Annotated in this window: 16 protein-coding genes and 2 tRNA genes; 10 read left to right on the top strand and 8 right to left on the bottom strand. The window is 58.8% G+C overall.

Annotated features, from left to right (window positions below):
• Positions 1 to 482 precede the first annotated feature (482 nt).
• From EII30_RS06485 to EII30_RS06475, 3 genes are all read right to left on the bottom strand, one after another.
• Positions 483 to 557, bottom strand: a tRNA-Thr gene (locus tag EII30_RS06485).
• Positions 558 to 768: 211 nt separating this feature from the next.
• The gene (locus EII30_RS06480) at positions 769 to 2,238 is read right to left on the bottom strand and encodes a sugar porter family MFS transporter (RefSeq protein ID WP_124886514.1); all 1,470 of its coding nucleotides are present in this window, start codon (positions 2,236 to 2,238) and stop codon (positions 769 to 771) included.
• 141 nt (positions 2,239 to 2,379) lie between these two features.
• Complete coding sequence (locus tag EII30_RS06475) at positions 2,380 to 3,888, bottom strand: CoA-acylating methylmalonate-semialdehyde dehydrogenase (RefSeq protein ID WP_124886513.1); 1,509 nt, start codon at positions 3,886 to 3,888, stop codon at positions 2,380 to 2,382.
• A 109-nt stretch (positions 3,889 to 3,997) separates the two neighbouring features.
• Here EII30_RS06475 and EII30_RS06470 point away from each other — a divergent pair, with 109 nt between their 5' ends.
• Entirely contained in the window at positions 3,998 to 4,771 is a 774-nt protein-coding gene (locus tag EII30_RS06470; protein ID WP_124886512.1) for a GntR family transcriptional regulator, read from the top strand.
• Between the two features lie 124 nt (positions 4,772 to 4,895).
• On the opposite strand, the gene EII30_RS06465 is transcribed toward EII30_RS06470, so the two are convergent.
• Entirely contained in the window at positions 4,896 to 5,648 is a 753-nt protein-coding gene (locus EII30_RS06465) for a FadR/GntR family transcriptional regulator (RefSeq protein ID WP_124886511.1), read from the bottom strand.
• Between the two features lie 364 nt (positions 5,649 to 6,012).
• Here EII30_RS06465 and EII30_RS06460 point away from each other — a divergent pair, with 364 nt between their 5' ends.
• Positions 6,013 to 10,257, top strand: coding sequence for a proline dehydrogenase family protein (locus EII30_RS06460; RefSeq protein WP_124886510.1), 4,245 nt, complete (start codon positions 6,013 to 6,015; stop codon positions 10,255 to 10,257).
• A gap of 193 nt (positions 10,258 to 10,450) precedes the next feature.
• Here EII30_RS06460 and EII30_RS06455 read toward each other — a convergent pair whose 3' ends face one another.
• Positions 10,451 to 11,536: a Fic family protein gene (locus EII30_RS06455; protein WP_233569338.1), complete on the bottom strand. Its 1,086-nt coding sequence runs from the start codon at positions 11,534 to 11,536 to the stop codon at positions 10,451 to 10,453.
• Between the two features lie 273 nt (positions 11,537 to 11,809).
• Between EII30_RS06455 and EII30_RS06450 the strand changes: the two genes are divergently transcribed.
• Together EII30_RS06450 and EII30_RS06445 are read left to right on the top strand one after the other, a co-directional pair.
• Positions 11,810 to 11,894, top strand: a tRNA-Tyr gene (locus tag EII30_RS06450).
• A gap of 281 nt (positions 11,895 to 12,175) precedes the next feature.
• The gene (locus tag EII30_RS06445; RefSeq protein WP_124886522.1) at positions 12,176 to 13,165 is read left to right on the top strand and encodes a TIGR00730 family Rossman fold protein; all 990 of its coding nucleotides are present in this window, start codon (positions 12,176 to 12,178) and stop codon (positions 13,163 to 13,165) included.
• Here the strand turns inward: EII30_RS06445 and EII30_RS06440 are convergent.
• From EII30_RS06440 to EII30_RS06430, 3 genes are all read right to left on the bottom strand, one after another.
• Complete coding sequence (locus tag EII30_RS06440; RefSeq protein WP_124886509.1) at positions 13,162 to 14,175, bottom strand: UDP-3-O-(3-hydroxymyristoyl)glucosamine N-acyltransferase; 1,014 nt, start codon at positions 14,173 to 14,175, stop codon at positions 13,162 to 13,164. The two genes, EII30_RS06445 and EII30_RS06440, sit on opposite strands and share 4 nt — an antisense overlap.
• Before the next feature lie 69 nt (positions 14,176 to 14,244).
• Positions 14,245 to 15,018, bottom strand: a complete 774-nt coding sequence (locus EII30_RS06435; protein WP_233569336.1) for a GCN5 family acetyltransferase — start codon at positions 15,016 to 15,018, stop codon at positions 14,245 to 14,247.
• A 102-nt stretch (positions 15,019 to 15,120) separates the two neighbouring features.
• A complete protein-coding gene (locus EII30_RS06430; protein ID WP_124886508.1) occupies positions 15,121 to 15,414 on the bottom strand; it encodes an antibiotic biosynthesis monooxygenase in 294 nt (97 codons plus the stop codon).
• Between the two features lie 116 nt (positions 15,415 to 15,530).
• Between EII30_RS06430 and EII30_RS06425 the strand changes: the two genes are divergently transcribed.
• From EII30_RS06425 to EII30_RS06400, 6 genes are all read left to right on the top strand, one after another.
• Complete coding sequence (locus EII30_RS06425; RefSeq protein WP_124886507.1) at positions 15,531 to 16,484, top strand: rhodanese-related sulfurtransferase; 954 nt, start codon at positions 15,531 to 15,533, stop codon at positions 16,482 to 16,484.
• Between the two features lie 169 nt (positions 16,485 to 16,653).
• Entirely contained in the window at positions 16,654 to 18,354 is a 1,701-nt protein-coding gene (locus EII30_RS06420; protein WP_124886506.1) for a tyrosine-protein phosphatase, read from the top strand.
• Complete coding sequence (locus tag EII30_RS06415; protein ID WP_124886505.1) at positions 18,354 to 19,394, top strand: ABC transporter substrate-binding protein; 1,041 nt, start codon at positions 18,354 to 18,356, stop codon at positions 19,392 to 19,394. Before EII30_RS06420 ends, EII30_RS06415 begins: the two co-directional genes overlap by 1 nt.
• Positions 19,378 to 21,051 carry an iron ABC transporter permease gene (locus EII30_RS06410; RefSeq protein WP_124886504.1) on the top strand — a complete coding sequence of 558 codons (1,674 nt, stop codon included), beginning with the start codon at positions 19,378 to 19,380 and terminating at the stop codon, positions 21,049 to 21,051. Before EII30_RS06415 ends, EII30_RS06410 begins: the two co-directional genes overlap by 17 nt.
• Before the next feature lie 96 nt (positions 21,052 to 21,147).
• Positions 21,148 to 22,332 carry an ABC transporter ATP-binding protein gene (locus EII30_RS06405; RefSeq protein WP_124886503.1) on the top strand — a complete coding sequence of 395 codons (1,185 nt, stop codon included), beginning with the start codon at positions 21,148 to 21,150 and terminating at the stop codon, positions 22,330 to 22,332.
• On the top strand, positions 22,329 to 22,973 hold the full coding sequence (locus EII30_RS06400) for a histidine phosphatase family protein (RefSeq protein ID WP_124886502.1): 645 nt from the start codon (positions 22,329 to 22,331) through the stop codon (positions 22,971 to 22,973). Before EII30_RS06405 ends, EII30_RS06400 begins: the two co-directional genes overlap by 4 nt.
• The last annotated feature ends 38 nt before the right edge of the window (positions 22,974 to 23,011 follow it).

Here is a 23,011-nt window from a genome sequence, read left to right as displayed (position 1 = left end):
ATTATCCAAAGAAATCACCCTTTCATTTTTAGATGAATTGGGCTACTTTTCGAGCGGCGCTAGTGGGCTACTTTTCGACCGTCACTGACACTTCAAACGCCCCCACGACGCAATCAAAACAGTCCCCGCCGAAGCCTACCAAGCAACACCAAGAGCAACACCCGAAAACAACTCCCGCCCAATAGAAAAAATCAGACGCGACAAAGTAGGAACAGGCGGCAAAATCACACTCCGCTGGCACGGACAACTACGCCGCCTATACGTAGGAACAAAACACGCAGGAAAACCCGTCAGCGTACTACTCATCGGAAACCAGGTAAGAGTGATTCACCCCCAAACAGAGCAACTACTCGGCACCTACCAACTCGACCAAAACAGCACCTATCTCAAGAACCAACTACTCACCAAAACAAGCACCTAAAAACAAAAAAATGTCCTGGCACACCCACAAAAACTGTGAACGATGTGTCAGGACATTACATTGGAGCCGACTACGGGATTTGAACCCGTGACCTATTCTTTACGAGGGAATTGCTCTACCCCTGAGCTAAGTCGGCGAGCTGATTCAAGCCGGCGATTCGGTGAGAATCTCCTTTTTACAGCACTATCTAGCCTACCAGGTATCGCACGCCACCGCCTGAACGCAACAGAAGCAGCAGAATCGCCCCACGACCGCAGGCACAGCATCAGCAAAACCAGGCCGCTAACGAGCAGCGAAACACCCACTAAGACAGCGAACCCGCCACGAACCCGCCACGAACCCGCGCGCTACTTCTGGAAGATCGCGCCAGAGGTGATGTCCGCCTCCATCGATTCGAGGGTACGGCCGCGGGTTTCGGGCACGCAGGTTGCCATGAACAGCAGCGCGAGCGCACCAACACCGGCGAACAGGAAGAACGTGGTGGTCAGGCCGGTTGCCGCGATCAGCGACGGGAAGAACAGCGCCAGCACACCGTTCATAATCCAGTGGCAGAAAATCGCGATACCAACGCCAAGACCGCGGAAGCGCAGCGGGAAAATCTCGCTAATATACACCCAGGTGACCACGTTCAAGAAGGTTTGCATCGATCCGACAAAGAAAACCACGAGCGCCAAAATCAGGTACGGGCGGATCACAGCATCCTCTGGCACAGTCAGCGACGCCACCCCGATCACAACGTGGCTGATCGTGGTGAGCGTGAACCCGGTTATAAAGGTTTTGCGGCGATCCCAGCGATCCATCATGTAAAGCGCGATAAATGCACCGATCACGGCGATAACGCCGGGGGCGATATTACCGATCAGGGCGGTGCTGTGACTGAAGCCCGCCTCCTCCAGCACCGATGTGCCGTAGTACATAATCGAGTTGATGCCGGTGAGTTGCTGAGCGACACCAACCCCGATGCCGACCAGCAGGATCCGCACAAACCATTTATTGCTCGCAATCAGCCTAAGACCCCGCAGCGTCTCCTGCCCCTGAGAAGCACCGGCCTGGGCGCCGCCGAGTTCACCCGGTTCGCGTGAGCCGAGCAGCTGCTCAAGCTGCTTCACCTCAGCCTCCGCACGATCTAGGGGGCGGATCCGCTGCAGCACCGCGAGCGCAGCTGCGCTGTCTCCCCGCCGCATCAACCAGCGTGGCGACTCGGGCATTCGCAGCATTCCGATGAACAGGAACACCGCCGGGATCGCGCAAACCGCGAACATGACGCGCCAGACGCCGCCGAAGTCGCTGAGCAGGTTGCCGATGATCGCGTTGATCACGAACGCTGCCAGCTGGCCGACGACGATCATCATCTCGTTGCGGCCCGCGAGGGAGCCGCGGATTTCGTAGGGTGCGAGTTCTGCGAGGAACACCGGCACAACGGTTGAGGCGCCGCCGACGGCGAGGCCGAGCAGGATGCGGCCGAACACGAGAACCGCGAATCCGGGGGCGACGGTAACGCAGATGCTGCCCGCAAAGAACAGCACAGCGAGCGCGATAATTGTGCGGCGACGGCCGATTCTGTCGGCGAGGGAGCCACCAAACAGCGCCCCGAAGGCGGCCGCGAACACGAGTGAGCTGGTGACGACGCCGACCGCGAAGTCGTCGAGGGCGAGCTCCGCCGCCATCGAGCTTTGGGCGCCGTTAATCACGCCGGTGTCGTAGCCGAACAGCAGTCCGCCGAACGTTGCGACAATCGCCATCACACCGAGTCTTCTGGTGTGTGGTCCAACGGTTAGCGGTGGCAGTTGCGCTGTCTCTGATGTCTCTCGCACCACGGTCTCACTCCTTTGACGGGTGTTTTTTAGGCCGGTTACGAGCTCGGGGTTGCTCGCGGGCACCAAAAATATGGGTACAAACAATTATGGCGGATCGGTGCTTAACGTGAAAGTCACCGATCCGCCACGGGTTAGCGGTTGCTAGTCGTTTTGCGGGAAACCGAGGTTAATGCCGCCGTGTTTTGCCGGGTCGAGCCAGCGGCTGGTGACCGCTTTCTCGCGGGTGAAGAACTCGAAGCCCTGCACGCCGTATGCTTTCGCGTCACCGAACAGTGACGCCTTCCAACCACCGAACGAGTAATAGCCGACCGGCACCGGAATCGGCACGTTAATTCCGATCATGCCCACCTGGATCTCGTGCTGGAAGCGCCGTGCAGCGCCGCCGTCGTTGGTGAAGATCGCGGTGCCGTTGCCGAACTGGCCGGAGTTAATCAGCGCAACACCCTCATCGAAGCTCTTCACACGGACCACGTTCAGCACCGGTCCGAAGATCTCCTCGGTGTAGGCTTTGCTGTCGAGCGGCACGCTGTCGATCAGGGTTGGTCCGAGGAAGAACCCGTCAGGGTGGCCCGGAACCTCAATCGCGCGGCCGTCAACAACGATTTTGCCGCCGTCGGTTTCGGCGATGTCAACATAGCTGCGCACCTTGTCGCGGTGCTGCGCGCTAATCAGCGGGCCGAGATCTGGTTCGTTGCTGTCGGCACCGTTTCCGACCTTGAGTTTCGCGATCCGCTCGGTAATTTTGGCGATCAGCTCGTCAGCGACCGGCTCAACCGCGAGCACAACCGAGACAGCCATGCAGCGCTCGCCCGCCGCGCCATATCCGGCGTTGATGGCCTGATCCGCCGCCAAATCGAGGTCTGCGTCGGGCAGCACAAGCATGTGGTTCTTGGCGCCGCCGAGTGCCTGCACGCGCTTGCCGTGCTTCGCCGCGGTCTCGTAAATGTATTGCGCGATCGGGGTGGATCCAACAAACGACACCGCCTGCACCTCCGGCGCGGTCAGCAGCCCATCAACGGCGAGTTTGTCACCCTGCAGAACCGTGAAAACACCGTCCGGCAGTCCCGCCTCCTTCCACAGCTCGGCGATCCAAAGCTGCGCTGACGGGTCTTTTTCTGACGGTTTAACGATCACGGAGTTGCCGACGGCGATGGAGATTGGGAAGAACCACATCGGCACCATCACCGGGAAGTTGAACGGGCTAATAATCGCGGTGACGCCGAGCGCCTGCTTAATCGAGTAGACGTCAACACCGGTTGAGGCGTTTTCGGTGAATGATCCCTTCATCAGGTGCGGGAAGCCGCACGCCAGCTCAACCACCTCAAGGCCGCGACCGATCTCACCGTTTGCGTCAGACAGCACCTTGCCCTGCTCGCGGGTGATAATCTCGGCGAGTTCAAGCCGGCGGTCAGCGAGCAGTTCACGGAACTTAAACAGCACCGCCTGCCGCTTCGCAACCGAGTAGCCGCTCCACTCCCGCTGTGCACGCTCGGCGGAAGCAACCGCGAGGTCGATCTCCTCCTGGTTGGCGAGCGCGACATCGGCGATGTGCTTACCGGTTGCGGGATTGTAGACGGGGGCTGTGTTGTTGCTCGCGCTCTCGAAGCGCTTACCGTTGATCCAGTGTGGAATAACCTGAATGTTGCTCATTGCTCCTCCAGCTGCTCATTTGTCATAACAATTTTGATTTGTCATAACAATAATACATAATGGTTTTGTAATAACAAAGTGACAATTCGAGGGGTTGATACAAAACACCATGAACAAGGCAGCATCGCAGCACACCGTCTGGCCAGCTTCGCTCGACTTTGTGCCGCAGCGCGGGCCCGGGGCGGATCCGCTCCACACCCAGCTCACCACCAGGCTCACCGCCGCACTCAACAGCGGCGAAATAAAGCCCGGTGAGATGCTGCTTGATGAGATTTCAATCGGTGAACGCCTCGGCATGTCGCGACCGACCGTCCGGCGCGCAATCGAGTCGCTTGTGGCGCAGGGCCTGCTGCTGCGCACACGCGGCGTCGGCACCCAGGTTGTGCAACGCGACATCGCCCGCGACATCAAACTGACAAGCCTCCACGATGACCTCGCGGCCGGTGGTTTTAGTTCAGAAACGCGGGTGCTCGCGGTTTCGAGCGGTGCGGCGACCGCCTCCGAGGCGAAGCTGCTGCGAGTGGATCCGCGCACCCCGGTTACTCGCATTCGCCGGCTCCGGCTGGCCGACGGTAAACCACTCGCCGTGATGACAAACACAATGCCCCCGCTGGCCGGTGAGTTTACTGCCGAACTGCTGAGCAGGCACGGTCTCTATGAGGTGCTGCGGCAGCGCGGTGTCGAGATTCGGGTCGCCAACCAGAGCATTTGTGCACGCCGAGCCAGCAGCGAGGAGGCTGAGCTGCTGAAAATTGCGCGCGCATCGCCGGTTTTGACAATGCAGCGGATCGCGTTCGACTCACAGGGGAACGTCGTCGAGGTTGGGCAGCACAGCTACAATCCGGCGCTGTATCACTTCGCAACCACTCTGGTTGCGAAGTAGCAAACACAGTGCCACCACTTTAGTGGCGAAGTAGCCGACCTGGCGGGAAATTGAGTCGCCGACTCCCCCGCGGCGGGGCTTACGGATCCACCCCGAATATTGCTCTGGCCGGGGAGCCGGGCGATTACTTCTCTGAGACGTCGATGATGCGCTGCTGCTGCTCCTCGCTGCGGGCGAGGGTGTGCACAACCTCTTGATCCTCGGTGACCATCACAACGTCATGGTCAACGTGCGCCGCCATCGCGTGCACCGCGTCGATGAAGTCGCCGCTCTCGATTGCGTCGAGCACGCGGCTGTGCCACTGCTCCATTTCTGATGCCGAAGCAAGGTTGGCGAGTCGGCCGCGGTGCTGTGGGCTGCGGAGCTGCTGGTTGATGCCGGCGTAGAGCGCGGCGAGCAGGCGGTTCTTTGCTGCGTCGAAAATGAGTCGGTGGAACTTGCTCTCAAACCCGAAGTTCGCCTCGCCCGCGGTTGCGATTGGGCAGAGTGAGCAGCCGTTCTCCTCCTCCAGCGCAACGCGCATTGCTGCGATGTCCTCGTCGGTGCGATGGATCGAAGCCTGCTGTGCCGCCTCGATCTCGAGGGCGCGACGGTAGCTGAGGATTTCTTCAAGGGTGAAGGCGTTTAGGAACTCGTTGAGCAGAGAGCTTGTTGGGGTTGCTGAGCGGACGAAGGTGCCGCGACCGGGCAGGGTCTCCAGCATTCCCATGTTTGCGAGTGACCTAACCGCCTCACGGACGGTTGAACGACCAACCCCGATCTGCTCTGCGAGATCTGGTTCGATGGGGATCCGCTCCCCGACTGGCCACTGCCCCGTGGTTATTTTGCGGCGCAGATAAGACAGCGTTGTGCGAGCACGCTCTGAACCTGTTGGCATGTGTCCTCCAAAAAACGGTCTAATCTTTACAATTATATTGTGTTTTGGGCGGCGGGAGGCGCGAAATTATGCGGAAGTTCATATGATGAAGTGCGCAAATCGGCAATTCTGCGCCGCTCAGCACGGCGTGAGCACGGCTAAAAATTTTCTCTCTCGCGGCCGCGATGCTCCCGATTCGGCGGCTAGCCGAGCAGGTTTTACCCGTTGGGCGAGATAATTTCGGCGGCTTCCCGCGATGGTTTAGCGGGGCGGCTGCGGGCTTTTCGGCGGTCAGCTGCGGGAGCTGCGGGCTTTTCAGCGGTCAGCTGCCGGCTTTTCTGCGTGTTATCAGCCAGCTACAGTGTTCAAACCGTAGGGTGAAAATATGGCAGACGAGCAGACACCTGACAGAGCTTCTCAGAATGTTTCACGTGAAACACTCGCCGGTGCGTCCACTCCGCAGACGATTTGGCACCAGCTGCCCGCTGCCGCAGAGGAGCTTGTGCTCAACTGGCTGACCGTTACCGCCGCCGAAATCCCCGCTGATCTGACGAGCGACCTGGGTTCTGATCTGGTGACGGATCCGTCAGCCGACCTCGACTTCACAACCCGCCTGCTGGAACTCATCGCCGCCCCGCAGGACGCGCTGCTCGCCGCGCTCGGCCTGCGAAAACTCACAAAGGACATGCCCGAAACCCTCACCCCAAAGGATCGCCTGGTTTTGCGCACCAGCGGCGGTGCCGCTCTCGGGATGCCGTGGGCGGTTATGCCGCTGACGAAGCGGTGGCTGCGCGGCCGCCTCGCGAACCTGCTCTGCGTTGCGACGCTGCCGAGCGAGGCAGACAATCCCGCCCAGACAGAGGACCTGCGCGAGGTGCTAACAACACTCAGTGACGCACACACCCCGGCTGCCGCCCAGCTGCACGGCGAAATCCCGCTCGGCCCGGCCGGCGCAGGCAATGAGCTCTCCCGCTTGCTGGCACTCGCCAAAATGCCCGAGCTTGAATACCTCACGGTCTCGGTCACCCGACTCGCGCCCGGCGACGATTGGGCCGCCGAGTCGCGAATTATCCGCGCCGTTGCGGCGCTGCGCGAGCTGATAACCGTCGCCGCCGACCACCAAACCCGCGTGCTCATCGACGCCGCCAGCTACTCCGAAGCACACCTCGCCCAGCAGGTGACGCTGCGCCTGTTGGAAAGCCCCGAGCTCACGGGCATCAGCTTCGGATACACCCTGCGCAGTGAAATGCCAGAGGCAGCGCAGTTCCTCAACACAATCGCGGTGCGAGCCGCCGGACGGCAGCGGGCTGGTGGATCCGCCCTGGAAATCAGACTGACAAGCGGCTCAACCCTCGATGCCGAATCGACCAACTCGATTCTCACCGGGCTCACCGTGCCCGTTTTGGCGGACCAGGTCAATCGCGAGGCTGCGCTGTTGCGGCTGCTGCGCACAACCCTCGACTCCCCCGGACTCACTCCGGTGCTCGTCAGCGACAACCCGTACACAGTTGCCGCGGCCCAGTCACTCAGCGACCTGCTGCGTCCCGAGGCGGTCACCTCAAAGGCATCGGGTGCGGATCCGGCGCTGCTGAAAAACCCCGCTGCAGCGCCCCAGCCACTAACCGACCTGCCGAGCGCGACCGGAGCAAGCCCAGCCGATGCGAACTCAGCGGGTGCAAGCGTAGCCGATGAAAACACCGACAGCGAGGAGTTCGACCCGAACGCAACCGTCGACGTTTCTGCGCTGCTTAGTACCCGCCGCGGTGACACCGTCGACCTGAGCAGCGTTAGAGCTGCCGCTGACGGATCCACAAACAGCTTCGCGGAAACCGTCACCCACCACGCCGACGAGCCAACCCGCGACGACATTAGCGCCGCGAGCGCCCACGGACTAAGCGGCAATCACAGCGTAATTTACGAGATCCGCTCAGGGATTGCGCCCGAGCTCGTGCGGGTTTTACACGCCGCAGCGAACCGGGTGCGGATCGCACTGCCGCTGGTGCCGCCGAGCGAGTTCGGCGCTGCGGTTCCATACCTGGTTGATCTCGCTGCTGAGGCGGCTGATCCGGCGAGCGCCCTCGCAAATCAGCACATTCTAAACCCTAACAATCTGTCGTCGCCGGAGGGCAGGTACCAGCAGCTTGCCGCGCTTGAGCGGGTGTGTGAGCAGGCGCAGCAGCCGGCTCCGCAGGTGCATCGCGCGCAGGATCGCACAACCGTGACCACGCCGAGCGACCGGGACAGTGCGCTGTTCTATCGGCCGACCGAGACGGTCCTCAACGAGACGGGCGGGCTGACCGCCGCGGTTTTGGGCCTCTCGGAGGACAGCGAGACCGGCGAGATTGTTGTCGACGGCGTGAAGGAGCATCGCACGGTTCCGGTTGTGTCAACGACCGGGTTTGCGAGCGAGCCGGTGACGGATCCACTCAGCCCGATCAATCGCCGCTGGATGCGCTCGAACCTAGAGGCCGCGGGCCAGGCCGAGACGGCGAGCGGCGCAGGCCGGGCCGGGTCAGCAACCGGGGCGAGCCACTCCCCCGACGCAGCAACCGACGCGATCCACGCCACCACGAAAATTGCCCGGTCAGCGGTCGCTGCCCAGTCGCGCCTCGGCGTTATCGGGCACCAGCAGCGCGGCAAAACCCTAAGGCAGCTCGGGTTCAAACTGACGGCTGAGCGTGCGCAGCTGACGACGCTGCTGGCTCGGCACAGCGGAGCGAATCCGGTGCTGCTTGACGACTGGGCGAACTATCTGATTGACAGCTGCCGCTATCTCGCGCAGCAGACCGAGGATCTCAGCTATCTGCGCGGCGCCGAGTATCAGCCGCGCGGAATCAGCCTGATCGCCTGCGACGAGTCAGCGGTGGCGTGCGAGGTTGCCGAGCAACTGCTCGCAAACTTCGCGGCCGGCAACGCGACCGTGATCTCCGCGCCCGCCAGCACCGCTGCCCTGCTGAGCGAGTTCACTCAGCTGCTGCAGAGCGCGGGTCTGCCGCAGCAGGCGAGCCAGGCGGTTAGCGCCGACGAGGTGGCAACGACGGAACTGGTGCAGCGGGTTCAGTTCGCACAAACCATTGTGCTCGGCAGCGCGCAGCTCGCCCGTGAAATCACCCGGGTTAAACCGGAAACACTGCTGACCGGTCGAAATACGGGCGCAGCGGATCGCGTCGACACCGTTCTAATTACCCCCGCCGCCGACTATCGGCTCGCTGCCGCCGCGGTTGTCGAAAATGCGCTAACCGGAATCCCCGGCGGATACGGGAAACCGAAGGCGCTGATCCTGCTCGGCAGCGCAGCCCGCAACGGCAGGCTCCGGGAGCTGCTCGCGGATGCGGCGCGCAGCATCAAGGTCGGCTACAGCGTTAAACCAAGCACCATCCCCAGCACCGGCACAGGCACCAGCCCAGGGATCCACCACAGCGCTAAACCCGCCGATCAAAACAGCAAACATCGCGCTGCCACAATCGCTGAAACAGCCGCTGCAACCGCCCGCATGCAAAACCGGCTGACACCGCTTGCAACCCCGGTCACTGACGCTGAACGTCGCGCCCTCACCGAGCTGGACCGCGGCGAAACCTGGCTTGTCACCCCGCGCCAGCTCGACAGTGACGGCCGCAGCTGGTCGCCAGGCATTAAACTCGGGGTGAGCCCGCAGTCCGAAATCTGGCAGCACCTGCACCGCATTCCGCTGCTCGCCGTCACATCGGCGCACTCACTGAGCGACGCGGTGCGGATCCAAAACCAGCTCGGTGCCGGAACCCTCGCCGCCCTCTATTCCCACGACAGCGCCGAAATGCTGCCGTGGATTGACAGCGTCCGCGCCGCAACCCTGTTCGTCAACCAGCGCACCCTGCGCCCCCGCGTTGAACGCTGCCCCGCCGGCAGTTGGGGCTCAGGCGTTTTAAACTCGCAAACCCTCAGCGGCGGACCAAACCAGCTGGTGCCGCTCGGGTCTTGGCGGATCCGCCCGGGAACCCAGAGCGGAACCCTGCACCTGCGCGGGTTAGAGCCTGCAATCCAGCAGCTGATCGAGGCCGCACAGCACCTGATCGGGTACGAATCCTTCGACCGGGTGCGCCGCGCAGCGCTCGCCGACGAACTCAGCTGGCGCACCGAATACGGCATCGCGTGCGACGTCAGCGGCCTCGGGGTTGAACACAATCTGCTGCGCTATCTGCCGGTGCCAACCGTGATCCGCCTCACCGACGACGGCGCAATCGACGAACTTTTACGGGTGCTGATCGCGGGAATCCTGGTCAACGCCCCGCTCACCGTGTCAACCGGCTCGGGTCTTCCGCCCGACCTGCACGCGCTCCTCACCGCGCGCGGCCTCGACGTGCACGTTGAGAGCGACGATTATTGGCTTGAGCGGATCGCGGTGCGCGGCGCCCTGGTTGGGCAGCTACCTGCGGGGCGGATCCGGCTCATCGGCGGTGATCCCGCCCGCGTTGCTGAGTGGCTCGGCAGCCTCGGCGGTGTCAGCATTTGGGCGGATCCGGTCACCATGGCTGGCCCGGTCGAGCTGCTCTCCTTCCTCCGTGAGCAGGCGATCAGCATAAGCACGCACCGCTACGGGTTGCTGTATCGCGACTCACGGCTTAGCAACTGGCTGCGCGAGGTTGGTAGGTAGCCTGCGCGGGATTACAGGGCAGCAGGGCTTAGGTTTGGCGCTTGCTTTCGCTTATATGTAAAGTTTTTGGCGAATTTTTTACACGTTCTCGCGACGTCGTAAATTTCTTTACATATCAATCTCGCCGCTTTTTCTGAAACTACAGCGTTTAAACGTGTCTGTTCTTGCTATCTCTGCGTTGGCGGCTCAGTTTTCAAGCCCGCTCCAGCACCCGCATAAACTCCTGGTTAATGAAGAGTCTTTCTCGTCCTCGTCGCACCTCATGCAACAACCCCTCCTCCACAAGCCGCCTCAGCCAGCTTGTTGCAGTCGGGCGACTCACTCCGCAGTGCTTAACCACATCACCGATACGACAGTACGGATTTTTAAAAAGCAACTCCAAGAGGTTAGCGTCAACCGTGAGGCCCTGAGCATCCCGCAGTTTTGCCCTAAACCCATTTTGCAGCTCCTGGATTGCGTCAATCAGCTGCAGTGTTTTTTGCGCTGTCTCCCTAACTCCCGCGAGCATAAAAAGGATCCACCCCTCCCAGTCACCATCGCTGGTCACAAGTCGTAACTGTCGATAGTATTCATCTTTGTGCTCAATTATGTAGCGCGATAAATAGAGGATCGGTTCGGCCAGCAGTCCTTCCTGGTTAAGTAAAATCACATTTAATATTCTGCCGGTTCTCCCGTTTCCGTCACTAAACGGATGAATAGCCTCAAACTGATAGTGTGCAGCGGCCATGACAACCAGCGGGTCAATGTTTTGCTCTCGCGCAGCCGTGTTTATAAATCGCTCCCAGTCATGCATTTTTTTGACAATCACATCACGACCAACAGGCGGTGTGTATCGTGCTTCACGGGTTACAGGATCACCAATGTAAGTCCCTGTGTAGTCTCGCACCCTCATCTGCGCGTTTTTCACGGTGCTACAGACTAGCTCAGCGGTCTGCAGTGTTATCGGCCGATTCTTAACGCTTTTGAATCCAGCGAACAATGCCTCCCTATAGTGCAGTGTCTCTTTCACAGCGGGAGGTGTTGCTGCATCAAATTCACCGCTGTAGCTAAACAGCTCATCAGTTGTTGTGACAATGTTCTCAATCTCGGAGCTTGCTTTAGCTTCGAGCAACGGAATAGCGCTGATCAAAACCCCCGGGTTAGGCAGACGTTTTACCGCTTGATCGAGTGCCGCAACCGCCGCACGCGCAGCCGGGAGGGCTTTCAACACCGCAACTGACTCAAGATTTGCAGCCTCAAGCGGCGGTAAGTCGTTGTAGGGATCTTCGGGTTTCCACACACTCCAAACATAACAGCAACGACACTATATGTAAAGTTTTTGGCGATTTTTTTACACGTTATCGCGACGTTGCAAATTTCTTTACATATCGCTTCTCGCTGACTTCGGGGAGGCAGGTTCACGCTCGTTTTGTGTGAGGAACCACAGAAGAGCGTTCGCGCTCAAAATACGTGAGGCACCGGGCGTTTCGCGCTCACTTTATGTGAGGTACGTCGTGAATTTGCAGCGGTGCCGGAACTGCGGTAGTATTGTTAATCGGCTAGTTTAGCCAATGGCGAGTTTCCCGAGCGGCCAAAGGGATCTGACTGTAAATCAGCTGTCATCGACTTCGGGGGTTCGAATCCCTCACTCGCCACCAATTTTTCATAGCAAACTCATAGCTTGGTGCTTGTTTGGGTTCTATTCGATGTGCCTGGTTCGCAACGATTCTCTGCCACACGCACCCGGTGTGCGGATCATCTGTCTATCCGTCTTCTCTGTAATATCTTAGAAACACAGGCCTTCTCAAACAGCTATCACAGCTAAACCGGCTAGGGTTAGACCGTGCAAGATTCTCAGGACAAAACAGCGGACAAAACCGGCGACACCTCACCAGGCAAACTCGGTGACACCGCACCAGGCAAAACCGTTTCGGCGCTAATCACCGACCTGCTCGACACGGCGGGTGTCACCGAGCAGCGCAGCCTCATCACGCAGCTCGTCAACACAAGCCTCGGCCTCGGCACCGACCAGACCGAGCGCCTCAACCTGAAAATCTCCGCCGCCGCACTGCAAGAGATGCGCGCTGCCTTCCAGGTGTTCGCGCCTTTCGCGGGCACCCCAAAAGTGACGATCTTTGGTTCCGCTCGTACGGCACTGGCGGATCCGCAAGCGCAGCAGGCTGGGCAGGTTGCTGCCGCACTCGCTGAGCTCGGGTGGATGACGGTGACGGGTGCCGGCCCCGGAATTATGGAGGCGGCTGCGCGCGGTGCGGGGGCGGAAAAGTCGCTCGGGGTTTCGATTCGTCTGCCGTTTGAGGAGGCACCGAACGAGATCCACGCGAACACACAGCAGCACGTCGCAATGAAATACTTCTTCACCCGCAAGCTGATGCTCGTCAAAGAGTCTCGCGGATTTGTGTGCCTACCGGGTGGTTTTGGCACACTCGATGAGGCGTTCGAGCTTTTAACGCTGCAGCAGACCGGGAAGATGGTACCGGTGCCGATTGTGTTCCTTGACGCGCCGAGCGGCACTTTCTGGCGCGGACTCGCGGAGTTTGCCCGCAACGAGCTTGAACGTGGCGGCCTGATCACGCCCGGCGATCTCGACCGTGTGCTCATAACCGACTCTGTTGCGGACGCGGTCGACGAGGTTATCGGCTTCTGGAGCAACTATGATTCGCTGCGTTGGATCGGCGAGCACCTGTTTTTGCGGATCCGCACCGCACCAACCCCGGAGGAACTCGCGGCGCTGAACCGCGACTTTGCACACTTGCTGGTTGACGGCAGTATTGAACTGTGCGACGCCCACCCGCTTGAGGTGAAGGAGCAGGATGTGCCGGAGCTGCCGCGCCTGCGCCTGCACTTTAACCAGTATCGAATCGGGGAGCTGCACCAGCTAATTCGAGCGCTCAACCAGCTGGGCGGCTAGTTCGCTCGCGGCGGCAGTGGTTTTGCAGGGTTACCAACCCAAATCTCACCGGTCGGAACTGATTTTACGGCGACCGCTCCGAGCCCGAGCAGTGCGCCCTCCCCCACCGTCAGGCCCTCTTTGATGGAGCTGTTGGGGCCGAGCCAGACGCGATCCGCGATTCGCACACTGCCCGAAACCTCGGCGCACGCGGTGACAATCACGTTGCTTGCAAGCTGCGCGTTGTGGGCGATGTGCACATGGTCGTCAATTTTGCTGTGATCGCCGATTCTTGTTGGCGTGAGCGTGCCTGAGCAGACGGTTGTGAAGCACCCGATCTCGGTGTTTTCACCGAGCACCGCGGAGCCGATGTGCGGAATCCTAATGTTGTTGCCCTCGCTGTCGACCTCGATCCCGAAACCTTCTTCACCGATCACAGCGTGACTTTTAATCAGACTGCCCGCGCCAATCTGAACCCGCTCACCGATCACAACGTGGTCGCGAATCATCACACCCTCGCCGAGCACCACGCCCGCCCGCACAACCGAGTATTCACCGACGCTGACGCTCGCTGGCACTCGCACGCTCGGGTGGATCCTGGCGGTCGCCGCGATCTCTGGCTGCGGTTTTGCAACAAAAAACTCTGCTACGAGCTGCGCAAACACCGCTCGCGGGTTCGGCACCGCGATCGCAACGCCGGCAAGCCCGCTATCCTCGGTTGGTGCGGGGTTGCCACCCTCGGCGGGTGCTGATTCTTGCTCACCATTCTCGGCGGGTGCGGGTACTAAAACCACCGCTCCGGCGGCGAGCGCCCGGTGGATCGAGTCAGCATACCGTGCCTGATCGGTTGCGAAACTCAGCTGCGCACCGCCCGCCACTGCCTGCACCTCCCCGAGAGACGCAGGGGCGATTATCGTGGTCTCGCCGGATCCGCCCGCCAAGCCAACACCGCCGACACCGGCCGTGAACGGGATTCTTAGCGCCTCTAGCTGGTTGAGGAGCTGTTTTAGTGTTACTGTCTGCTGTGTCATGCTGCCGCCTTGCTCGCTGGTTGCCGGGTGGTGGACCCTGTCGCCCGTTTTCGGTCGCGTGCTTGCCCGCTAGTAGTTCTCTGCCGGCACTCGCTCGTACCACCAGATTGGGTGGGTGAGCACCTGCAGGAGCGGTTCTTTCCCGATCCACAAACCGAAGTGACCCTCACGCCAGCGCCCGCTGGAGTCGCTGAGATATTTCATGTTGGGGCTCATAAACCGCGCCTCGTAGGCGTGATACCGCACCGAGTCTGACCATTCTGTAAGCAGCGAGTTCGCGAAGTCGATGCCGCCCATTCGCGCGGGCTCGTGCGAGCTGAACCCGCCCAGTTTGCGCCCAACAGCCTCCTCGAAAATGCGCCGCTGCTGGTTTGCAGAGTCGAGCGGGCTGCCCCCGATCCAGTCGTGGATCCCACCCTCCAGGTGCAGCTGCACCTCATGTCCCAGCTGCGTTAGCTCCCTGATCCGCAGCAGCGACGGCAGCTCCAGGAGATTGTAGCCGCGGGCGTGGATCCGCAGAAAAAACGTCGATGAGCAGCCGTTTTCTGCGTCGATGTGGGCGACCCGCATCGCCTGTTCGAGGCTGTTGTCGATGTCGTGGCGCAGGATCAAGTGTTGTGCGGCGGGATTTTCGAGATATTCCGCGAAGGAGGTGACGCTGTAACCGGCGGTTTTGTATGCAGCAAGCGTTGCCGCGTAGCCGTCGAGCGAGTAATCCTGTGGTTCTATCTGGAACGTGGATGCTGTCTCTGATGAGGTTGCAGCAGCGGATCCCTGATCGCTCGCTATCGCAGCGGGGGTATCGCCGGACAGGGTCGATTTTGTAGCAGTATTAAGGGTCATTTTGGAGGTCCTCATTTCACTGGGGGGCGCGATTAGGCGCGGTTAGTTCATTATAGTTACCGCGAGTCGCATCTAGCCAGTGAAACCGCTAGATAATTTGAACTAGAGGTCGACTACCTCGAACTCCAGCATTTCTGCACCGGTCGCAACGGGTTTTCGAGCCTCACCCTCGTGTGCGTCCTTGGATCGACCATCCCGCCACGCAGCGAAGTCCTCCTCCGTCTCCCAGCGGGTGACGACAAAGTAGCGGGTCTCGCCAGCGGTGGGGCGCAGCAGCTCAAACCCTAAGAAACCGGGCGCCTTATCTACCGCGTGCTTACGCGCGGCGAACCTCGCCTCAAGCTCTGGACCGCTGCCCTCAGGAACAGTGAGCGCATTAATCTTAACAACCGGCATAGTGTGCTCCTAACCTTTTGCTTACCTCTATTCTACTCGCGAGGCCGGTGCGGGTTCTAGCGTTTTGGGTGAGCAAACGCCCGCAAAGCAAGCCAGAAAAGAGTAGAATTGGGTCTGTGGATCCTAAAATTTTGCTCTATTACGCGTTTCAACCGGTAGCCGACCCCGAGGGGATGATGCTGTGGCAGCGTGAGCTGTGCGAGCGACTCGGCCTGCGCGGGCGCATCATTATCTCCAAGCACGGCATCAACGGCACCGTTGGCGGCGAAATTGACGCCTGCAAGATCTATCTGCGCGAGACCAAGAAGCGCTTCAAACTCGACGTTAAATGGTCTGATGCGATCGGGTTTGAGCCGAAGGGTCTGCCGCCGAAACACTACGAGAGCATTCGCGGGGTGGATCGCCGCGCCCCATGGCGTCGGGTTGTCGACTTCCCGAAACTCAGCGTGAAAGTGCGTGACGAGCTGGTTGCGTTCGGGCTGCCAGATGAGACCGTTGTGGACGAAACCGGCGTTGTGGGCACCGGTGTCCATTTAAAGCCCGAGCAGGTTAACGAACTGGTTAAAGAGCGTGACGATGTGGTGTTCTTTGACGGCCGAAACGCCTGGGAGGCAGAGATCGGTAAGTTCAAAGACGCGATTGTGCCGGACGTGCGCACAACCCACGATTTTGTGCGCGAGCTCGAGAGCGGCAAATACGATCACATTAAAGACAAGCCGATTATCACCTACTGCACCGGCGGGATCCGCTGCGAGATTCTGTCGGCGGCGATGATTAAACGCGGCTTCAACGAGGTGTACCAGATCGACGGCGGCATTGTGCGCTACGGCGAAAAATTCGGCAACGGCGGGCTGTGGGAGGGATCCCTCGCCGTGTTTGACGGTCGCGAGGCGATGGATTTCGCGCCGGGCGCCGCGGTTCTGGGCCACTGCGTAACCTGCGACAAACCAACCAGCACACTCGCCAACTGCGCCGACAACAGCTGCAGCAACCGCTTCGTCGTCTGCGAAGAACACCGCGGTGCACACTGCGCGGAACACCAACGAGTTACTGCCGAAGCTAAAGCGTAACGGCCTGAGCCGCTCTATCCGCTGGTTAACCCTTCGGTCATTCACTGTTTATTAGCGCGTTAGTAACGCTTGACCAGACAGTAACCGGAGTGTAATTGCTGTGTAACCGACACCTGCAAAACTTACTGTTACCACCTACCGTAACCAGTAAGCATGATCGGGAGTTCGCTTGTACACAGAGTTCGATGTCGCGGGTACCTATAACACCCGAGCGATCAATACTCAGAAGAGCGAACCTGGTTCGGGTTATTTCCTTCTACGCTCAGCAACCCTCGACAACCTCACAGCCGTCGGCGTAGCGAAACTGCGACAACTGGGTGTGGATCAGATTCTAGATCTGCGAGAACCCACAGAACGGGAGGCAGCAGGATCCGCTGAGCAAAAGATAGTTAGCTTCGCCCCCGCCCACGATATTCCAACCGTCTCCGTGCCCCTCTATGGCACCCAACCCCCACAGCTTGGCAATATCGTCGATATTTATCTACATCTATTGACGCAGCGCGGCAATGCAATCGCGGCTGCCGTTGCCGTGCTTGCGGAGCACCCGGGAACAACCCTCGTGCACTGCACAGCAGGCAAGGATCGCACCGGGCTCGTCGTTGCGCTTGCACAGCTTGCGGCGGGAGTGGATCCACACGCGATTATCGCAGACTATGTCCGCTCAGGAAAAAATGTGAGACCGCAGCGTGAAACCGTCGTTACAAAAACCCTCAGCAAGCAGCGCCTCAGCGGCACAGCATACACTGAGGCGTTGCAGCTGCATCTCGACAGTCCCGCGTCTGCAATGCAAAGCGTGTTCGAGCACATATCAACCATCGGCGGCGGCCAGAGATGTCTGCAAAGTAATGCCGCAGATTATCTACTGCGGCACGGTCTTTCAACCCAGGCGCTTACGGCACTGAAGCAGAAACTCAAGGGACACATCACTCACAGTCACTGCGAGCGCAGCGATGTTAACAGCGGCAGCGACCGCTTAGACAGCCAGCTCGCAAAGAACGGTCACACCAGCTGCGACAACTTAACCATCGTTCACCTCTCTGATATTCACGCGAGTAACACAGGGCAGCTTTATGATACTGCGGACGGCCTCAGTCACTTCGACGCTGTCATCGACTATCTGCAGAATAGAATGACAAAACTTGATGCGATAGTGATCACCGGCGATCTGATCGAGCGAGGCAACTACGCTGCATACGACCGAGTTGAGGATGCATGTCAGAGGCTTTCCGACACCCTCAGAGTGCCCGTTATCACGGTGTACGGCAACCACGACTCCCCGAAACACGCTACAACTCTCGCCCCAGAACGGCGCGAACCCTACAGTGTGATAGAGCTGAAAGGGTTTCGTTTGGTGCGGCTAAATTCAGCAGACGGTAGCCTCGGTGAGCAGCAAATGCGGTGGCTTGCAAACACCCTAGAGCAGGATCCGGAGAAGCAAACCATCTTGGCGCTGCACCATCCGCCCACGATCTCACCTGTCCCCCATCTCCAAAACCAGACACTGCTGGACACCGCTGAACTCCTCCATATCACTGCAAAATATCCGGTGAGAGCAATATTAGCGGGCCACTATCATCACCATCTCAGTGCCACAGTTGCGCAAACAACGGTGTTCGTTGGAGCGCCGCTCGCCTACCATCTCAACACACTGAAAGCTCCCGGGATCGTTGCCGGATATCGATCCGCCTGGCTGAGCATCGCGAACTTCACAGCCACCGACGTAAGTTACACCCCGATCCACCTCACACCGTCAACAGAGCTGTTCCAAAAAGACCTTAATGAATCCCAGCAACACGCGTCCTCTGCGGATATTGCCGGATCCACCCCAGAATCTACCCCTGCACAAACAACCAATATCGAAGGAAAATAATGAAACTAACTCGCAGTCTTGGCCTAGCCATTGTTGCCGGACTCACCGCGCTAAGTATTGCCGGCTGCTCTACATCAGATAACGCAGCGCAGTCTGCGGACAGTGCCAGCGGTACTGGGGAAACCAAAAGCTCTGAGCTAACCCTCTACACCTCTGAACCGCAAGAAAAAATCGATGCGCTACTCGAAGAGTTCCATACTCTACATCCAGAGGTGAAGGTGACGGTGTTTCGTGCCGGCACGGGTGATCTCACCGCCAGAATAGCTGCTGAGCAAAAGACCGGAGAAATTGGTGCCGACTTGCTACTCGCTGCCGATGCCGCAACGTTTGAGCGGTACGCCGCAGAGGATCTGCTGCTTGCGTACGAGTCGCCGGAAAGCAAGGAGATACTGCCGGAGCTGGTTGACCCAGAACACATGTACGTGGGTACACGCCTGATCCCGACGGTTATCGCCGTTAATACTGACGCAATCAACGACGCACCTAAATCTTGGCAGGATCTCACGGATCCAAAATACGAAAACCTGATCGCAATGCCCAACCCTGATGTTTCAGGAGCAGCAGCCTACAACGCCGCCGTCTGGCTAAATGAGTCCGAACTCGGTGAAGACTGGCTTACCGAGCTTGCCGCTAACAAACCACTGATCGCAGAGAGCAACGGCCCGGTATCGCAGGCTGTCGCTAACGGATCCAATCCCGTTGGGATCGTGGTCGACTCCCTCGTGCGCGATCTCGCTGCCGCGGGTTCACCGATTAAGGCTGTGTACCCGGAAGAGGGTGTTCCCTACATCACTCAGCCGGTCGGCATTTTTGCTCACACCAAGGAACCCGATGCTGCTAAACTGCTCGTTGACTTCCTGCTCAGCAAAGCGGGTCAGGAGATTGCAGTGTCACAGTCCTATCTCCCGATTCGCACCGACGTTGACAGCCCCGCAGGAGCCCCGAAGCTTGAAGACTTGAAACTCTTTAGCCCCGACCTAAAGCGGATTCAAGACACCCAAGCAGACGCTGTAAAACTGTTCAATGAGCTATTCCAGTAGATCTGCCCTGTCGCTTGCACGATTCAGAGGTTTCGAGGTAACCGCCGTCGGCAGTGTAACAGCGTTACGCGTTAGCCTCTGGATCGTGCTTGCGTTTCTAGTACTGCTGCCCCTGGGTGCAGTTATCTCGCTGGCGCTAACGGGGAACAGCTGGCACGAAATAATCAACAGCAGTGTCCTGGAGGCAACCTTCAATTCGGTTGTTAGCGCAACCGTTTCTGCGGCACTTGCCGTACTGTTTGGCACTCTGCTTGCGGTACTACTGCACCGCACCGATATTCGCGGAGCACGCTTTTTACGGCTGCTCGCACTCAGCCCTATGCTGGTTCCCCCCTTTGTCGGGGCAATCGCCTGGCTCAGCCTGCTCGGTCCCACATCGGCACTCAATAACTGGTGGGCCGGTCACTTCGGCTCACCCCTCTGGAATCTGTACGGCGCAGACGGTGTTATCTTTCTGCTCACCCTACACAGTATTCCGATAGCGATGATCATTGTTAACCAGACACTCAACCGAATCCCAGCAGATCTCGAACAGGCTGCGCGCATTGCTGGAGCAAACGGCATCCAAACAGCCCTCCACATCACTATCCCACTGCTGTGGAGGGCCATTACCGCGGCGTTCACGCTAATCGCTGTCTCTAATCTCGCAGACTTCGGTATACCCGCAATTATTGGTCTGCCGGAGCGTTATCAAACCCTCGCAACCACGGTGTATCGCTACCTGCAATCGGCGACGGTTGTGGATCCGCTCGCCACCGTTGCAACAATCGGGTTTGTGCTGCTACTGCTTGCGGTGTTTGGGCTTGTCATCAGCTTCAACCGTGACAGTGGCAACGAGCTAGACACCTCAAATGCTAGACCAGCGATACTCTCACTTGGCAGGTGGCGTAATCTCACTTCGCTGCTTACCGCGATTTTAATCCTCGCCGTCACTATTTTGCCGCTGTGCACCCTCACAGTGGCAGCGCTCCTCCCCGCCCCCGGAGTTGCGTTAACGCTCGACAACATCAGTTTGGACGGTTTTGTCAAAGCGTTAACAGCCCCAGCAACTATGACCGGAATAACGAACTCACTAATGCTCGCCAGTCTCGCAGCAGTTATCTGTTGGATCCTGGGGCTCGCTGTTGGTACTCTGGTTACCCGCACTCGAGCACGCAGTAATCGGTTGCTTTCAACTATCGCGCTGTTGCCTCAGGCTGTTCCCGGTTTAATTATCGCGGTAGCATGGCTGCTTTTGGCTCCAATGCTTGGACTTATCAACACCCCATGGATAATCCTTTTAGCCTACGTCACCGCGTTTCTGTCGCTTGTTGTGCAGGCGGTTATTGCCCCACTTGCAACAACACCCAATACAGCAGAAGATGCGGCACGGATTTCAGGAGCTTCTCCGCTGAGAGCGCTGTGGGATATTTCTTGCAGAATGGCAATACCCGCCGCAACATCCGGGGCAATACTGGTCGCGCTTACAGCCGTCAGAGAATTAACACTCTCAGTTTTGCTGCTTTCTCCGGGGTCGCAAACACTCGGGGTGGTGATTTTCAATCTCCACCAGTCGGGGAACTATAGCGCATCCGCAGCCCTGTCAGTGATTGTGACGATTGTGGGTCTGCTGCTGCTGACCGTAACAGTCAGGGGCTCCAAATCGCTGGTCAAGTAACTCACAGCCCGCAGCAATCGGATAATCCCGATACCTATATAGACAACAAGTTAAATAGTAAATCAACCTATCACCAGCACGAAACAGGAATATAAGTTGTCAACAGTAACGCTACAGAATGTTAGCCTGCAGTACCCTAACGGTTTTATGGGGCTAAGCGACATCAACCTCAGAGTCACCGATGGCGAGTTTATCGCATTAATCGGCCCGTCTGGGTCTGGCAAAACCACGCTATTGCGGACTATCGCGGGGTTTCTAAACCCGTCCATCGGCGAGATCAGTATCGGCGAGCAAATCGTGAGCGGCGCTGGTGGATCCGTTCCCCCTGAGCAGCGCGGGCTCGGCATGGTGTTTCAACAGCACGCTATCTGGACGCATTTAAGTGTCGCAAAGAACGTTGAGTACCCACTGAAACGGCAGCGTATCCGGCGGCAAGAGCGGGCAAAACGGGTTGCAGCTGCTCTGCAGATGGTCGGTCTCGCCGGGTACGAGGACCGCAATCCGGCGACTCTTTCAGGCGGTCAACGACAGCGTGTTGCCCTAGCTCGCGCAGTTATTACACGACCGCAGGTTTTACTGCTCGACGAAGCACTATCGGCACTTGACGAGCCCCTGCGTGATACTCTCCGCTTGGAACTTCGGCGACTCACCCGCGAGCTGGGGCTGACCGTGATCCACGTCACTCACGATCGTCGTGAAGCACTGGCGTTGGCAGATCGCGTCGCGGTTTTAGAAAACGGGAAAATCCAACAGCTTGCTCCACCAGCCGCCCTGTTAAATCAGCCTGCAACCGCTTTTGTAGCCGGGTTTGTTGCGGACGCAAATATTCTTGATGCCGTGGTTTCGACAAATCAGGTGACTGCAGTAGCACTGCCCCTCAATCTGTCACACACCAAGGTGCAATTTGTGGGTGCCAAACCGAAACCAAACAGCAGCGTGGTTATCGCGATCCACCCCGAGGATGTAATCGTGGAGCCGAGTCCCGCAGGCCCAGCAACTGTTGTTTCTGCACTATACAGCAGAGACAGTAGCGGCACAGACCGAAAAGACGCAGTGCTCGACTGGAACGGGGTTAGACTGCGGTGCCTCATTACCGGCGAATGCACTGAACGAGATCGAGTCACTGTCAGAATACGGCAGGCTTTCTGCTATCCGCAAACGGACGGTCAGTCAGGGCTTGGAAGAGTGGATGCTTCTTCGCGTGCAGTATCCGTCTCGTCCGAAACTGTATCTACATCATCGTCACAGTCCGTAGCAGCCATCAGCGGAGCACTGGTATGACCAGCAGCCACCCAAAAAGCACGCTGATTGCGGTTGTGCGGCACGGCTCAACCGATTGGAATCTGGAGCGGCGGATCCAAGGCCATAGCAATAACAGTCTTAATCAACAGGGAATCAGAGACGCGCAAACGGCGGTTGCTACACTGCAACACTACGCCAAAAGTGCGCAGCTGGCCGGTGTTGACGAGGAGCAGTTTTGCTGGCGCGGCATCACCACTTCGCCGCTTGAGCGCGCGGCCGCAACGGCGCGGCTGATCGCAGACGGATTAAACGGTTTGCCCATCGGAGTAGATAGCGAGCTGATTGAGCGTGACTATGGAAGTGCTGAGGGACTCCCTGTTTCAAAGGCTAACGAGTTGTGGCCCGAGCTTGTTATTCCTGATGCGGAAACATCAGCAGAGCTCAGATCTCGAGCAGCTGCTGCGTTAAAGCGCCATCTTTTTACCTACCCCGCAACCATTCTGGTCACTCACGGAGCCTGGATGCGAGCCGGCTTAAGTGCTGTCACCGGCAGCGATATTCCGCGGATAAGCAACGGCGAAATCTGGCTGCTCTCCGCCACAGCAAACAGCCCCGGTGTCATCGGTGCTAACAGCGCCACTGGACTTTCCAATCAACTGCTTTTCACGGCAGTGCGCTGAAACAACTGTGAGTTAACGATTTGAAACCCGCCAATATA

This window comes from Leucobacter sp. OH1287 (assembly GCF_003859945.1).
GTDB lineage: Bacteria > Actinomycetota > Actinomycetes > Actinomycetales > Microbacteriaceae > Canibacter.
Note: the sequence above shows the minus strand (reverse complement) of the source record. Positions and strands in the feature narration are given on the sequence as shown.

What these genes read in the sequence shown, in the direction of transcription:
- EII30_RS06475 (WP_124886513.1), bottom strand. Translation starts at nt 3,888, where the DNA reads ATGAGCAACATTCAGGTTATTCCACACTGGATCAACGGTAAGCGCTTC.
- EII30_RS06435 (WP_233569336.1), bottom strand. Translation starts at nt 15,018, where the DNA reads ATGACCCTTAATACTGCTACAAAATCGACCCTGTCCGGCGATACCCCC.
- EII30_RS06470 (WP_124886512.1), top strand. Translation starts at nt 3,998, where the DNA reads ATGAACAAGGCAGCATCGCAGCACACCGTCTGGCCAGCTTCGCTCGAC.
- EII30_RS06400 (WP_124886502.1), top strand. Translation starts at nt 22,329, where the DNA reads ATGACCAGCAGCCACCCAAAAAGCACGCTGATTGCGGTTGTGCGGCAC.
- EII30_RS06460 (WP_124886510.1), top strand. Translation starts at nt 6,013, where the DNA reads ATGGCAGACGAGCAGACACCTGACAGAGCTTCTCAGAATGTTTCACGT.
- EII30_RS06440 (WP_124886509.1), bottom strand. Translation starts at nt 14,175, where the DNA reads ATGACACAGCAGACAGTAACACTAAAACAGCTCCTCAACCAGCTAGAG.
- EII30_RS06415 (WP_124886505.1), top strand. Translation starts at nt 18,354, where the DNA reads ATGAAACTAACTCGCAGTCTTGGCCTAGCCATTGTTGCCGGACTCACC.
- EII30_RS06430 (WP_124886508.1), bottom strand. Translation starts at nt 15,414, where the DNA reads ATGCCGGTTGTTAAGATTAATGCGCTCACTGTTCCTGAGGGCAGCGGT.
- EII30_RS06465 (WP_124886511.1), bottom strand. Translation starts at nt 5,648, where the DNA reads ATGCCAACAGGTTCAGAGCGTGCTCGCACAACGCTGTCTTATCTGCGC.
- EII30_RS06410 (WP_124886504.1), top strand. Translation starts at nt 19,378, where the DNA reads ATGAGCTATTCCAGTAGATCTGCCCTGTCGCTTGCACGATTCAGAGGT.